General features: G+C 68.0%; 13 protein-coding genes. 6 read left to right on the plus strand and 7 right to left on the minus strand.

All coding sequences use genetic code 11. The features are described 5' to 3' along the window. Positions 1-35 precede the first annotated feature (35 nt). Positions 36-614 (minus strand): DUF1203 domain-containing protein, encoded by a 579-nt coding sequence (locus BLU38_RS15980; RefSeq protein WP_091526374.1) that lies wholly within the window; start codon positions 612-614, stop codon positions 36-38. A 167-nt stretch (positions 615-781) separates the two neighbouring features. Here BLU38_RS15980 and BLU38_RS15985 point away from each other — a divergent pair, with 167 nt between their 5' ends. Genes BLU38_RS15985 through BLU38_RS15995 form a run of 3 tightly spaced genes read left to right on the plus strand, consistent with a single transcriptional unit; the run spans position 782 to position 3662 of the window. Next, positions 782-2281: an ABC transporter ATP-binding protein gene (locus BLU38_RS15985; RefSeq protein ID WP_231919870.1), complete on the plus strand. Its 1500-nt coding sequence runs from the start codon at positions 782-784 to the stop codon at positions 2279-2281. Beyond that, positions 2278-2931, plus strand: a complete 654-nt coding sequence (locus BLU38_RS15990) for an ABC transporter permease (RefSeq protein ID WP_091526376.1) — start codon at positions 2278-2280, stop codon at positions 2929-2931. The genes BLU38_RS15985 and BLU38_RS15990 overlap by 4 nt, the downstream gene beginning before the upstream one ends. Further along, complete coding sequence (locus BLU38_RS15995) at positions 2928-3662, plus strand: ABC transporter permease (protein WP_091526378.1); 735 nt, start codon at positions 2928-2930, stop codon at positions 3660-3662. Before BLU38_RS15990 ends, BLU38_RS15995 begins: the two co-directional genes overlap by 4 nt. 25 nt (positions 3663-3687) lie before the next feature. Here BLU38_RS15995 and BLU38_RS16000 read toward each other — a convergent pair whose 3' ends face one another. The 3 genes from BLU38_RS16000 to BLU38_RS16010 all read right to left on the minus strand — a co-directional run bounded on the left by BLU38_RS16000 (position 3688) and on the right by BLU38_RS16010 (position 5623). Next, the gene (locus BLU38_RS16000) at positions 3688-4560 is read right to left on the minus strand and encodes a Vgb family protein (protein ID WP_091526380.1); all 873 of its coding nucleotides are present in this window, start codon (positions 4558-4560) and stop codon (positions 3688-3690) included. 137 nt (positions 4561-4697) lie between these two features. Next, the gene (locus tag BLU38_RS16005) at positions 4698-5117 is read right to left on the minus strand and encodes a rhodanese-like domain-containing protein (RefSeq protein ID WP_091526381.1); all 420 of its coding nucleotides are present in this window, start codon (positions 5115-5117) and stop codon (positions 4698-4700) included. Next, a complete protein-coding gene (locus BLU38_RS16010; protein ID WP_091526384.1) occupies positions 5114-5623 on the minus strand; it encodes a cysteine dioxygenase in 510 nt (169 codons plus the stop codon). The genes BLU38_RS16005 and BLU38_RS16010 overlap by 4 nt, the downstream gene beginning before the upstream one ends. A 233-nt stretch (positions 5624-5856) precedes the next feature. On the opposite strand from BLU38_RS16010, the gene BLU38_RS16015 reads away from it, so the two are divergent. Then, a complete protein-coding gene (locus tag BLU38_RS16015; protein WP_091526386.1) occupies positions 5857-6789 on the plus strand; it encodes an ABC transporter substrate-binding protein in 933 nt (310 codons plus the stop codon). A 65-nt stretch (positions 6790-6854) separates the two neighbouring features. Here the strand turns inward: BLU38_RS16015 and BLU38_RS16020 are convergent, their stop codons facing one another. Together BLU38_RS16020 and BLU38_RS16025 are read right to left on the minus strand one after the other, a co-directional pair. After that, a complete protein-coding gene (locus BLU38_RS16020; protein ID WP_091532560.1) occupies positions 6855-8189 on the minus strand; it encodes a bifunctional glycosyltransferase family 2/GtrA family protein in 1335 nt (444 codons plus the stop codon). Positions 8190-8194: 5 nt separating this feature from the next. After that, positions 8195-10348 carry an ArnT family glycosyltransferase gene (locus tag BLU38_RS16025; RefSeq protein ID WP_091526388.1) on the minus strand — a complete coding sequence of 718 codons (2154 nt, stop codon included), beginning with the start codon at positions 10346-10348 and terminating at the stop codon, positions 8195-8197. A gap of 130 nt (positions 10349-10478) precedes the next feature. Here BLU38_RS16025 and BLU38_RS16030 point away from each other — a divergent pair, with 130 nt between their 5' ends. Further along, positions 10479-12332 (plus strand): S9 family peptidase, encoded by a 1854-nt coding sequence (locus BLU38_RS16030; RefSeq protein ID WP_231919871.1) that lies wholly within the window; start codon positions 10479-10481, stop codon positions 12330-12332. A 2-nt stretch (positions 12333-12334) separates the two neighbouring features. Further along, positions 12335-13264 carry an NADP-dependent oxidoreductase gene (locus tag BLU38_RS16035; RefSeq protein ID WP_091526390.1) on the plus strand — a complete coding sequence of 310 codons (930 nt, stop codon included), beginning with the start codon at positions 12335-12337 and terminating at the stop codon, positions 13262-13264. Here the strand turns inward: BLU38_RS16035 and BLU38_RS16040 are convergent. Continuing rightward, a complete protein-coding gene (locus BLU38_RS16040) occupies positions 13246-13716 on the minus strand; it encodes an NUDIX domain-containing protein (RefSeq protein WP_091526392.1) in 471 nt (156 codons plus the stop codon). The two genes, BLU38_RS16035 and BLU38_RS16040, sit on opposite strands and share 19 nt — an antisense overlap. Positions 13717-13741 lie beyond the last annotated feature (25 nt).

A 13741-nucleotide genomic window follows, 5' to 3' on the forward strand; every position in this document is an offset into this window, starting at 1 on the left:
TGCCGCTGCGGATCGGTCCCGGGTGGTGTTGCCGGTCAGCGACTCACCGGTTCGCCCGTGCGGTCGAGACGGCGGACCTCGAAATGGAAGCAGCCGTACTCCACGGCGCGGACGTGGACCAGGGCCACCTCGGGATCGGAGAACGCGGCATCGAGCGCCTCATCGATCGATGCGGTCGGGTCCGCTCCGATCTCGACCAGTTGACCGCCGACGATGTGACCGTTCGCGTCGTAGCGACGGATCGCCCGCAGCGCACCGGTCCGGGCATGCGGGTAGCCATCCAGGTCCCGTGGGCCGGCGCACTCGTCGGTGTGGATGAAGACCGGTCCGGCCTCGTCGTAGCCGCCCGGATCGGCTCCGGTGGCTGCCGCCCAGCGGCGGAGCGGGGCGTAGGAGACCAGCGCAACCCGCTCGCCGGACCGGATCCCGCGCAGACAGCAGCGCAACGGGCTGCCGACGCTGTCGATCGGGGCGTCGGCCGCCCCGGCGACGAAGGGGCGCAGCGGCCGGCCGGAGTCGTCGGTTCGACGCAACTGCCGGAGCGCGGCGGCGGGGATCGCGCGGGCGAGGTATCTGGTCGTCGTGTCGGTGCCAGTGGCAGCTGTGCTGGTCATGCGACCGATCCTGGTCGTTGCGATCGGCGGTGTCTGGCAGCAATCGGACGTCACGTCGGTGGCGCGCCCGCCGATCTCCCGTGATTTGGGGGTGCCGAACGTTACGGTCGAGTGGTTCAGTGGAAGGGTCGTGTCCGCAGAGCCAGCCGGCTCGGGGGATGGGCTGCATGGATGGGGATGTCGTGATCGAGTTCGAGTCGGTGACCAAGCGCTATCGCGATGGGACCACCGCGGTTCAGGACCTGAGTCTGACGATTCCGTCCGACAAGATCACCGTCATCGTCGGGCCGTCCGGCTGCGGCAAGACCACGACGCTGCGGATGATCAACCGGATGCTGGAGCCGACCAGCGGTTCGATCTCCTGGGACGGCGCACCACTGAAGTCCAAGCGCAAGACCCAGCTCCGTCGACAGATGGGGTATGTGATCCAGAGCGGCGGCCTGTTCCCGCACCGGACCGTGATCGAAAACATCCAGACGGTGCCGACCCTGATCGGCTGGGACAAGACCAAGAACCGCAACCGGGCCTATGAACTGCTCGAGATGGTCGGCCTGGAACGCAAGCTCGCCCAGCGCTACCCGAGCCAGCTGTCCGGTGGCCAGCAGCAGCGGGTCGGAGTCGCTCGCGCGCTGGCCGCCGACCCGATCGTGATGTTGATGGACGAGCCGTTCTCGGCAGTCGATCCGGTGGTCCGAGCCGACCTGCACGAGCAATTCCTTCAACTGCAGAAGAAGATCGGCAAGACCATCGTGATGATCACCCACGACATCGACGAGGCGATCAAGCTCGGTGACCAGATCGCGATCATGCGCAAGGGCGGGGTGTTGGCCCAGGTCGGCAGCCCGCAGCAGTTGCTGGAGGAACCGGTCGACGACTTCGTGGCCGGCTTCGTGGGCAAGGACCGCGGCTATCGCGGGCTGTCCTTCGTCGCCGCCTCCGGACTTCCGTTGGAGAACGTTCAGCTGACCCGTGATCCGGCTGCTGCTCATGGTGATCAACCGGTGTTGGTCGTCGATGAGGACGCCACCCCGCTGGGCTGGGCGGACCTGACTCGGCCGGGCCAGACCCAGATGCTCGGATCGACCTTCCTGCCGGAGACCGACACCATGCGGGTCGCGCTGGACTCAGCGCTCAACTCCCCGGTCGGGCTGGCCGTTGCGGTCGCCGCGAACGGCCGTTTCGCCGGCGTGGTGACCGCCAGCCAGATCCTTGATCAGGTCCGCTACCTGAAGGCGTCGGTCGCCGATGCCATCTCCGCACGGGCCGAGGCCGACGCGGCCCGACGCGAAGCCGAGGCGGCCCGACAGGAGGCCGAAGGCGTACGCAACGAGGCGTCCAGGATCGCTGCCGAGGCCGATGCCGAGGCAGACGAGGCGGCCCGGGTCGAGGAAGCCGTCCGGGCGGCCGACGAAGCCGACGCCAAGGCGGCGGCTGCCGAGCAGGCTGCCGCGCAGAAGGAAGCCGTGGCCGATCAGGTCGAACAGCAACAGGCGGAGCAGGAGCACGCCGAGCAGCAGCAGGCCGAGCAACAACCCGAGCCGGAACGGCCGGAACAGGAACAGGAGCAACAGGAACAGGCGGAACAGGAACAGCCGACCGAGATCCGACCCCGGCGCGATGTCGCCGGCGATGATCAGGGCGACGCGACCCAGATCAGGCAGCCATGAACTGGTCCTGGATCGCCGACAACGTCGGACTGATCGGCACCTCGCTCGGCCAACATCTCCTGCTGGCACTGATCCCGGTGGCGGCGTCGTTCATCCTGTCGATCCCGATCGGCTACCTGGTCTTCCGCAGCGGCGCTGCCGGATCGAACGTCATCCTGGCGATCTTCGGAGCGATCTACTCGATCCCGTCGCTGGCGATCTTCGTCGCGCTGCCGTTGGTGATCGGCACCAAGGTGCTCGATCCGCTCAACGTCATCGTCGCGCTGACCATCTACACCACGGCGCTGCTGTCCCGCAGTGTGGTGGACGGATTGCGGGATGTGCCGGCCGACGTCAAGCAGTCCGCCGATGCGATCGGCTTCGGGCGCGGACGACGCTTCTTCCGGGTCGAACTGCCGTTGGCGATGCCGGTGATCTTCGCCGGCCTGCGGGTTGCTTCGGTGTCCAACATCGCCCTGACCAGCATCTCGATCCTGATCGGCGTACCGTCGCTCGGAACGCTCTTCAGCCGCGGGCTGAACCAAGGCTTCCTCACCCCCGTATGGGTCGGGCTGGTGCTGTCGATCCTGGTCGCCCTGCTCGCTGACCTGGTGATCATCCTGATCCAGCGCGGCACCTTGCCCTGGGCGCGAGGAGGGCGTACGGCATGAACGTTTTCGGCTATCTGCTGGACGGCGCCAACTGGGGCGGACCGGACGGGCTCGGCCTCCATCTGGGCGAGCATCTGCTCTACAGCGTGATCGCTGTTGCCATCGCCGCAGTGATCGGAATCCCTGCCGGACAGCTGATCGGTCACACCCGGCGCGGCAGCTTCCTACTCGTCGGTCTGGCGAACTCGTTCCGAGCGATCCCGACCTTCGGTCTGTTGATCTTGGTTGTGTTGCTGACCCAGACCAGCTGGATCCCGGTCGTCTGCGTCCTCGGTGTGCTGGCGCTGCCACCGCTGCTGACCGGCACTGCGACCGGCATCATGCAGGCCGATCAACAGGCCGTCCACGCCGCCAGCGCGCTCGGCATGTCCGGCGGTCAGGTGCTGACCCGGGTCGAGATGCCGCTGGCGATGCCGTTGATCATCTCCGGCCTGCGGAGTGCGACCCTGCAGGTGATCGCGACCGCGACGGTCGCTGCCTATGTGCCGCAGGTCGGCGGACTCGGTCGGACGATCCTGGACGGCATCCCGGCTCGCGACTACGGGCAGGTGCTGGCCGGCGCGCTGCTGGTCGCACTGCTGGCGATCGTGATCGACGTCCTGCTCGCACTCGCCGGTCGGGCGACCAGTCGGCACCTGCGGCTGAAGGCGCCGAAGACGACCGCACTGACCGCGGCGCCGACGCCCGACCCGGCGAACGCCGACGCCGACGCATCGAACGCAGCCGCCTGACCGACCGGGTTCGGGCCGATCGGGTTCACGGAATCACCCGCGCCAGCGCGCCGATCTCCAGCGCCGTCCAGATCGCACCGTCCGGTCCGACGGCGATGCCGTGCGGCTCGGAGTTCGGGGTCGGTAGATCGGACAGCTCGATCCTCCCGTCCACGCTGATCCGGCCGACCCGGTTCGCACCCCACTCGGTGAACCACAACGCCCCGTCCGGACCGCTGGTGATGGCGTGCGGCCGGCTGCGGCGATCCGGCAACGCAAACTCGGTGATCACCCCGCCGGTGTCGATCCGGCCGATCTGTCCGGCGCCGATCTCGACGAACCAGAGCGCGTCGTCCGGTCCGAGCGCCAGCCCGACCGGGGCGGCGTTCTCGGTCGGCAACGGGTGGACCGCAACGGTGCCGTCGAGGGTGATCCTGCCGATCGCGTTCGCCTGATTCATCGTGAACCACATCGCCTGGTCGGGACCGGCGACGATCATCGACGGAAACGCCCCGCTGATCGGGAGCTCGAATTCGGTGCAGTCACCGGCGGTCGTCAGCCGGCCGATCCGATCGGCTGCGATCTCGGTGAACCAGAGCGCGTCGTCGGGACCGACCGCGAGACCGTACGGGCCGGACTCCGGGGTCGGCGGAGTCGTGGTGCTGGCCGACCCGTCGAGGCCGATCCGGCCGATCCGGTGGGCCCGGTATTCGGTGAACCAGAGTGCTTCGTCGGGGCCGGAGGTGATGATCGTCGGCCCGGAGGTCGGGTCGAGCTGGTGGATCGTCGGCTCGGTGCCTGGGGTGTAGCGGCCGATCTGGCCGGCGTCGACCAGGGTGAACCAGAGAGCGCCGTCCGGGCCGGTGGTCAGTCCGTACGGGCCGCCGGGCACCGGATGTTCGTGGACTGCTCGGGCCATCCTCCACCTTCACCTCTCTGTCGCCGCGCACGGCAGCCGATCGCGGTGTTCGGTGGCGGCAGCGCGGAGTGACCGTTGACGATACTGCCGATCGAGCCGAGTTGCCCGCGCATTTCGGCGGCTCGGGTGTGGCGGACTCACCCGTGTTCGGGAACGAACTCCTCGACTCCGGTGCTGCCGCCTTCGCTGACCGGCAGCCCGGCGGCGCGCCAGGCGTGGATGCCGCCATCGATGTCGGTGGCATCCACGCCGATCGACTGCAACGACGCGGCGGCCAGCGAGGAGCTGTAGCCCTCGGTGCAGACGACGATCCAGCGCTGACCGGACGTTGCCTGCGGGACCCGGGCGTCGGACTCGGGATGCAATCGCCACTCCAGGTGATTTCGCTCGACGATCAGCGATCCGGGAATCTCGCCGTCCTGCCGGCGCTGCCACTCCGGGCGGATGTCGACGATCAGCGCGCCGGTGCGCACCTCCTCGGCGGCTGCGTCCGGAGCGAGACGGTGCAGCCCGTGGCGCGCTGCCGCCAGCAGGTCGTCGACGGTGCGATAGGTCATCGGTCGGCGGTGCGGCGGGGTGCAGCAGCCTCGGGGTCGTCGGTCCACAGCGAGTCGCGACGGACCAGTTCACCGTCGGCGACCTCGTAGTAGTGCATCAGCGTCAGCGGCGGAGAGTAGACGTGAACGCTGACCGCGGTCCGTTCGGCATGGTTGCGCACGTCGTGAACATAGCGCCGGTCGAAGACGACTGTCTCACCCCGGCTGCGGAAGATGTCGGTCAGCCCGTCCGGCGTCCACAGGGATTCGGTCAGTTCACCGTCCACCACGGTGAACGCCCCAGCGCTGTCGCCGTGGTCATGCAGCTCGGTGCCCTGCTCTGTCGTCCAGCTGATCAGCCAGACGTCGGCCCGGTCATCGGCATGCAGCCGGACGTGCCACCGCTGCTGGGAGTCGGCATGCACCGGGTGCCGGCCGGCGCGCACCTCGGCCGCGTACTGCTGGGTCCAGGCCGTCAGCTCCTCCGCACTGAGCGCGGTCTCGCGCCGATCGGTCACACTATTCATGCTGGAATACTAGGAAATAATCCCACGGCGTGCCGGACGTCTCGGATCGTGGGCGGGTCGCCGTCGGCAGCGGACTCGGTGCCTCGCAGTGAGCCGAATCCGGGCACCCGACGGTGAGCCGGCACGTGGTTTGCTTACGAACCGGCGACGATTCCGCTGCCGATCCGGGAATCGGATGGGCGCTGTCGGTGCTTGATGGAAGGCTGGACCCGAGTCGACCGAGGAGGCCGAATATGTCCGTTCGCAGCCGGATGTCCGCGTTGGCAGCGCTGGTGGTGGTGGCCGCTACCGCGTTGGCCGGATGTGGCGCCAACAATGATCCGTTGGCCGGCGACAGTGCCGCTCCCAGCGCCGGCGGTGCGGGCGGCGAGGTCGTCGTCGGCTCGGCCAACTTCACCGAGAATCAGGTGCTGGCCGAGCTGTACGCCCAGGCCATGACCGCCAAGGGGGTCAAGGCCTCCACCCACCTCGACATCGGTTCTCGCGAGCTGTATCTGCGTGCCCTGAAGGACGGGTCGATCTCGGTCGTCCCGGAGTACACCGGCAACCTGCTGCAATACCTGGACAAGAAGGCGACGGCCAGTACGCCCGAGGAGGTCGACGAGCAGCTGCCGAAGGCAGCCAAGGACAGCGGCTTCGACGTGCTGGACACCACGGAAGCCGTCGACCAGGACGTCTACGTCGTCACCAAAGCACTGGCCGACAAGTATCAACTCAAGACGCTCGGCGATCTGACCAAGGTCCCGGACCTGAAGGTCGGCGGACCGACCGAGTTGCAGGAGCGACCGTACGGTCCGGACGGGTTGCAGGGGATGTACAAGGTCAAGGTGAGCAAGTTCGTCGCCTACGACGCCCCGGCGCTCAAGGTCAAGGATCTGAAGGACGGCAAGATCCAGGCGGCCGACTTCTTCACCACCGACGCCGCGATCGCCGACAACGGCTTCGTCAAGCTGGAGGATCCGCAGACCCTGATCCTGCCGCAGAACGTCGTGCCGCTGGTCCGCCCCGACGTCAAGAAGAACTCCAAGGCGGTCGACGCGATGAACGCCGTCGGCAAGCAGTTGACCACCGACGAACTCGCCGCCCTCAACAAGAAGGTCGACGTCGACCACGCCGATCCCGGCGACGTCGCCAAGGAATGGCTGACCAGCAAGGGCCTCGTCTGACAAGGTCCCTGAGCCTGTCGAAGGGCACCTCGACTCTGCCGTGGCTCTGGGATCCTTCGACAGGCTCACGACCCTGCTCGCTTGTTCCGCATCATCCCGCGGAGGGCGAGGAACCTGATCAAGGTCGAGACGGCATTGGCGGTGACCAGGACGGCGACCTCGACCCATCGTGTCGGTGTGCTGACGGTGTGATGCAACGACCACAATGAGCCGCTGGTCAATCCCAGCCCGATGCCGAAGGCGATCAGGCCGCCGGCATGGTGCTTGATCATGTTCTCCGGGCCACGGACACCGAACGTCATCCGGCGATTGGCCGCCGTGTTGGCCACGGCCGTGATCAACAACGCGATCAGATTGGCCGCCTGAGCATCGATGACTCCGCGCAGTGCAAGGTAGAGCACCAGATAGGCCAGGGTGCTGAGGACACCGACGGTGGCAAACCTGATCAACTGGCCGAGCAGGCCGCCGGTCGGACCACGGAGGGTCCAGGGGCGCGGCCCGCCGTCGCCGGTGCCCGTCGCTCGACTGCGCTGGACGAACTCGTCGCGCACCCGGGTGATCGGGATGCTGCCGGTCAGGAAACCTTTGCCCAGTCGGGCGATCCCGCGCAGATCCTCGGTTGCGGTGGCGACGATGTCGACCCGCGAATCCGGGTCGTCGACCCAGTCGACCGGCACCTCGTGGATCCTCAGGCCGACCCGCTCGGCGATCACCAGCAGCTCGGTGTCGAAGAACCAGTTGTTGTCCTCGATCAACGGCAACAGTCGCTCGGCGACGTCGCGCCGTAGCGCCTTGAAACCGCACTGGGCATCGGAGAACGATGCAGACAGGCTGCCCCGCAACAACAAGTTGTAGGAGCGGGAGATGAATTCCCGTTTGGGACCTCTGATCACTCGGCTGCTGCGGGCCAACCGGGAGCCGATTGCGACATCGGAGTGGTTACTGACCAGCGGCGCGACCAGCGGCAGGATGGCGCGCAGATCGGTGGACAGGTCGACGTCCATGTAGCCGACGACTGCCGCCCGGGACGCCGACCACGCCGCCTTCAGCGCCCGTCCGCGCCCCTTCTGATCGAGGTGTAGCACCCGAACCGCCGGCAGGGTGCCGGCAAGCCGCTCGGCGATGATCATGGTGTTGTCGGTGCTGGCGTTGTCGGCGATAGTGATCAGGTAGTCGTAGGGGAACTGCTCGCGCAGATAGCCGTCCAGCCGCAGCACCGAATCGGCAAGATCGGCTTCCTCGTTGTAGACCGGGATCACCAGTTCGACCGCGGTCGTGACCGGGAGCTCTCGGTGCCCGGCGTCGGGCCGCTCGGTGTTGCGTTGCCCGGTGTCGGGTTTCCCGGGCTGGGCCGAATCGGGGATCGGGGTCCGGTCGAGATCCTGCACAGAGTCCGTCATGATCATCAGTTGCTTTCGGTGAGGTCGTAGACGGTGACGCCATCGACGGTCTTGGCCGTGAAGTTCTTCTCGACCCAGCTCTGGATCTGTGAGGCCGAGTCGGTGGCGCTGGTGCCGGACATCCGGCCTTCGCCGTCGCTGCCGATGAAGTAGTGGATCCGGCCGGAGGCGACGTAGGTCTTGAACTGTTCCAAGGTCGGACTGGCGGCGGTGCCGTTGAATCCGCCGATCGCCATCACCGGGTCCTCGGTCGCCAACTGATAGCTGGCGGCGTTCTGCGCCCGTGCCGTTGCCGCCACCCAGGTGAAGTCGTCGGCGTGCTCCGACAGCAGAGCCTTCAACGCGTCGCTGACCTGGGCGCCGTTCAGCAGTCCGCCGATGCCGCCGGCGGCACCACCCTCGGGCCGGCCGCCGCCCTGTCGACTGGTCTGCCCGCCCGCCTGGCCGGGCATCCCCGGTGGTGTGCCGCCGCCGGGCACCTGGACCCGGGTGCCGCCACCGGGCATCTGGAAGCGGGTGCCGCCACCGGGACCGCCGCCCATCGAGCTGACCGGTCCGGCCGTGACGATCGAACCGGTGTGCGGGGTGAGGACGGTGTCCACGGTGTACGCCGCCGGCCCGGTGAGTACCGCGATCCCGGCCAACCCGAGCACGATCGTCGCCAACGCCTTCGGCAGCCGCTCGATCAGGACGAAACCGGCGGCCGCGACCAGGCCGGCGCCGAGCACCACCCAGCGCAGTGTCTGGTACGGCTGTTCGCCCGACTGGCCGAGCAGCACGAACGCCCACGCCGTACTGCCCGCGGCCGCGACGGCCAGGGTGATCCTGGCCAGCAGCCGCTGCCGGCGACGCCAGAGCACTGTGCCGCCGATGATCACGGTGCCGGCGATCCACGGCGCCAGGGCGACCGTGTAGTAGTCGTGGTAGATGCCGGCCATGAACGAGAACACCAGGCCGGTGGTGATCATGGATCCGCCGAACAGCAGCAGCGCGGTGCGGGCCTTGTCGGTCCGCGGGGCTCGGCCGATCATGATCAACGCGACCACCAGGATCAGCAGGGCCGCCGGGATGAGCCAACTGATCATGCCGCCGGAGACACCCTGGAAGAGCCGCAGGATGCTGGTCTCGCCCCCGAATCCGCCACCGCCACCGGGGCCGCCGGCCCGGAACACCTCCGCCCCGGCCGGCAGATCCGACATCCGCGGTCCGCCGCCCGCACCGCCGCCGACCTGACCGCTCTCGCTACCGGTGAGTCGGCCGAGCCCGTTGTAGCCGAACACCAACTCCAGCACCGAGTTGCCCGTGCTGCCGTCGATGTAGGGCCGCGACGACTTCGGCCAGAGCTCGACGATGGCGACCCACCAGCCGAGCGAGACGATCACGGAGGCGAGCGCACCGAGCAGATGAAGCAGGCGTTTGCGTACCGAGGTGGGTGCGGCGATCAGATACACCAGGGCGAACGCCGGCAGCACCAGGAAGGCCTGCATCATCTTGGTCAGGAAACCCAGCCCAACCAGGGCACCGGCCGCGATCAGCCATGCGGCACCGGCCCGCTCGGTGGCCCGAAGAACGAAGTAACCTGCGAGCACCAGCAGGAACAGCAGCAGCGCGTCGGGATTGTTGAAGCGGAACATCAACGCCGCCGACGGTGTCAGGGCCGTGACCAGTCCGGCCGCCAGTCCGGCGGTGTGCCCGGAGATGCCCTTGTTGTCACAGATCCGCTTGACGACGGCGTACATCACGCCCACCGTCGCGACACCGAGCAACGCCTGGGGGACCAGGATGCTCCACGAACTCAGCCCGAAGAGACGTACCGACAACGCCATCAACCACAGCGATGCCGGCGGTTTGTCGACGGTGATCGAGTTGCCGGCGTCGAGGGAGCCGAAGAAGAACGCCTTCCAGCTCTCCGAGCCGGCCTGGACCGCTGCGGAGTAGAAGGAGTTGGCATAGCCGGACTCATTGAGGCTCCACAGGTACAGCACCGCCGTGATCAGCAGCAGGGCGATCACCGAGAGCCGGCGCAGCCAGGGAACGGCTGCGGCCGGATCGGGACCCGATGGCTGCGCCGGTGGCGAATCCTGGCCATGCTCGGCGCCGCCAAGATCATCGTCGGGTGGCGCCACGGCCGGGCCCTGTGCGAGCGAAGTCGTCGTCATGGCAATGACCTTCGCGGCACCTGCTGTGCCGGTCGTTCGACCTCGCTATGGCTCAGCTGTGGGTCTCGGAGCCTTCGAAGGACGCGGGGTGCACAACGGCGCCCGTCGGGCGGAGCAGTAGGTTGGTGCCGTGACCCGAGATGCCTCGAATCCGCCGGCCGACCAAGATCACGATCCTTCGACAAGCTCAGGACAGCGCGTTGCGGCGTTGTTGGACCTGCGGAGTTGGGCGCTGTTCGACATCGACGCCGACGGGCGGATCCTGGCCGGCCACGACGAATCGGGCAGCATGCAGCTGGTCGAGATCGCTGCGGACGGGACCCGGACTGCGCTGACCGCGCTGCCGTCGCGGTGTTCGGGTCGCTACGTCCCGGGTAGCAGCCCGCGCCGCGTGATCGTCCAGCACGATGCCGGCGGCGACGAACTGATGCAACTGTCGGAGATCGTCCTGGACGACCCGGCACGACCGGGACCGTACGGGTTGGATGATCTGACTCCGCTGCTGCAGGACCCGCGCTACATGCATGTCTTGCAGGACGTCACCGCGACGTCGCTGATCTACTCCACCAACCGGCGCAACAACGTGGACATGGACGTCGTGGTCCGTGATCTGGCTTCCGGTTCGGAGACCGTGCTCTACGACGGTGGCGGCTACGTCGCCGAGACGGTGGTCTCCCATGATCAACACAGTGTGGCGATCACAACGCTCGCGCTGCAGCCGGCCAGCACGATCGTCTTCACCGCCGGCGGACGAGCCCAACAGATCACCGACCCGGCCGAACACGCGTCCCATCACGGTGTCGCCTGGTCGGCCGACGACGAGTCGTTGATCATGAGCTCGAACCATGATCGGGAGTTCACCGCGATCTATCGGGTCTCCCAGGGCGGCGCGATCTGGCAGCCGCTGCTCGGTTCGGACGATCACGACCTGCGGGCCAGTGTCTCGCCGGACGCGACCGTGATGGCGGTCGGTCATCACCGGGACGGCGCCGACGAGATCAGCATCCATGACATCGACGGCACCTTCCGCGCCGCGGTCACACTTCCCGAGCCCGGCGTCCCCGCGGCGGTCTGGGCACCGGATGCGTCCCGGTTCGCGCTGTTGGTCAGTTCGCCGACCGACCCGGGATCGATCTTCTCCGTCGACGCCCGATCCGGTGAGCTGACCACGGTGGTCGACGGCCGCGAGCAGCTCCCCGACGACCTGCCGCTGTCGGCGCCGACCGTGCATCGGGTGCCGACCCCCGACGGCGAGCAGATCCCCTGTTTCGTCTACCCGCCGGTGCCCGATGCCGATCCGGACCTGGCCGGCGCGTCGGTGCTGCACGTGCACGGCGGACCGGAAGCCGAGGCGACGCGGATCTTCAATCCTGTCGTGCAGGCGTTGACCAGCGTCGGCTTCACCGTGCTGGTGCCCAACGTCCGCGGCTCCAACGGCTACGGCAAACGCTGGGTCAGCCTGGACGATGTCGACAAGCGACTGGACTCGGTGGCCGATCTCGGTGCGCTGCACGACTGGCTGCCCGAGCTGGGGCTTGATCAACAACGCAGTGCACTGTGGGGCGGCTCCTATGGCGGCTACATGGTGTTGGCCGGTGTCACGATGCAACCCGACCGATGGGCGGCCGGGGTGGACATCGTCGGCATCTCGTCGCTGGTCACCTTCCTGGAGAACACGTCGGCCTATCGCCGTGCCTACCGTGAACGGGAGTACGGCAAGCTCGCCACCGACCGCGCGTTCTTGGTGAACGCCTCGCCGATCAGTTATCTCGATCAGCTGACGGCGCCGTTGTTCGTCATCCACGGCGCCAACGACCCGCGGGTGCCGCTGTCCGAGGCCGAGCAGATCGTCGCCGCGCTCGCCGAACGAGGCATCAGGCACGAGCTCAAGGTCTACGCCGACGAGGGGCATGGGCTGGCCAAGCGGGCCAATCGGCAGGACGCCTATCCGGCAGCGATCGCGTTCCTGACGTCTATTCTCTGAACATGTTGGCAGCCCGCTTCGACCGGTTCGGCGGCGCCGAGGTGCTCCGGATCGTCGAGCTTCCCGATCCGCATCCGGGCCCGGGGCAGATCCGGATCGCGGTCCGTGCCGCCGGCGTCAACGCCAGCGACTGGAAGAAGCGGCAGGGGCTGATGGACCCGGATCTCCCGCAGCTGTTGGGGTATGAGGCGGCCGGCGTCGTCGACGAGCTCGGCGAGGGCGTCGACGACGTGACGATCGGTGATCGGGTCTTCGGCTTCACCGCCGAGGAGGGAGCCCAGGCCGAGTCGGCGGTGTTGGTCCACTACGCGCCGATCCCTGCCTCGCTCGACTTCGCCGGCGCCGCCGCGTTGCCCGCGGCGATCGAGACCGCCGCCCGGGCACTCGACCAGTTGGGGGTCGGCGCGGGCGGCACGCTGTTGATCAACGGGGCGTCGGGCAGTGTCGGTCGTGCCGCGGTGCAGTTCGCCGTTGCGCGCGGTGCGCGGGTGATCGGCGTCGCCGGACCGGCCAACCACGACTACCTGCGTTCGCTCGGTGCCGAACCGGTCGCGTACGGGGCCGGTTTGTCGGGACGGGTCCGTGCGCTGACGCCCGATGGCGTCGACACCGCCCTGGATGTCGCCGGCAGCGGTGTCCTTCCCGAGCTGATCGACCTCGCCGGCGGCCCCGATCGGGTCGTGACGATCGCCGACTTCGCCGGCGCCCAGCAGTACGGCGTGCGGTTCAGCCGCGGTGACTCCGGCCGCGCACTACACGTGCTCGACGAGATCGGCGAGCTGATCGAGGCGGGACGCTTCGCGCTCCCGGTCGCCGCAACGTTCCCGTTGGCCGAGATCGCCCAGGCACATCAGGCCGGGGAGGACGGGCACCGGCGCGGCAAGATCGTGCTGCTGGTCGATGATCAGGAACGTCAGGCTCCGGCGACGTAGAACGCGATGCCTGCCCGGTCGACCCAACTGATCCGTTCGGGATCGTCGGCGAGCCAGGAACGGATCCGGTCCAGGCCGAACCATCCGGCGTCGCGGCTCTCACCGGCCTGTGATCGGAGCTGCCCGCGCGCCACACACCGGAAGTAGACCCCCATCGAGTCCACCGGGCCGGCCAGGGTCTGATAGGCGGCGAACGGCCGGACGCATTCCACCGATGCCTGCTCCCCGGAGCTGATCACTCGCAGGTCCTGCCCCTCGATCTCGACGATCTCCAGCCCGGTCTCCTCGCCGACCTCGCGACGGACCGCGTCGACCAGCGACTCGTACGGTTCCACCTGGCCACCAGGCAGCTCCAGTTGCCGCCGCTGACCGGGTTTGTCGCGGGTCTGCAGCAGGAGCTGTACGCCGTCCGGCGTCATTCGTTCGATGATCGCCCGCGCGTTGACATACATCGGATCGCCCCTTCGCGTTACGGGT

This window comes from Microlunatus soli, from assembly GCF_900105385.1.
Taxonomy (GTDB): domain Bacteria; phylum Actinomycetota; class Actinomycetes; order Propionibacteriales; family Propionibacteriaceae; genus Microlunatus; species Microlunatus soli.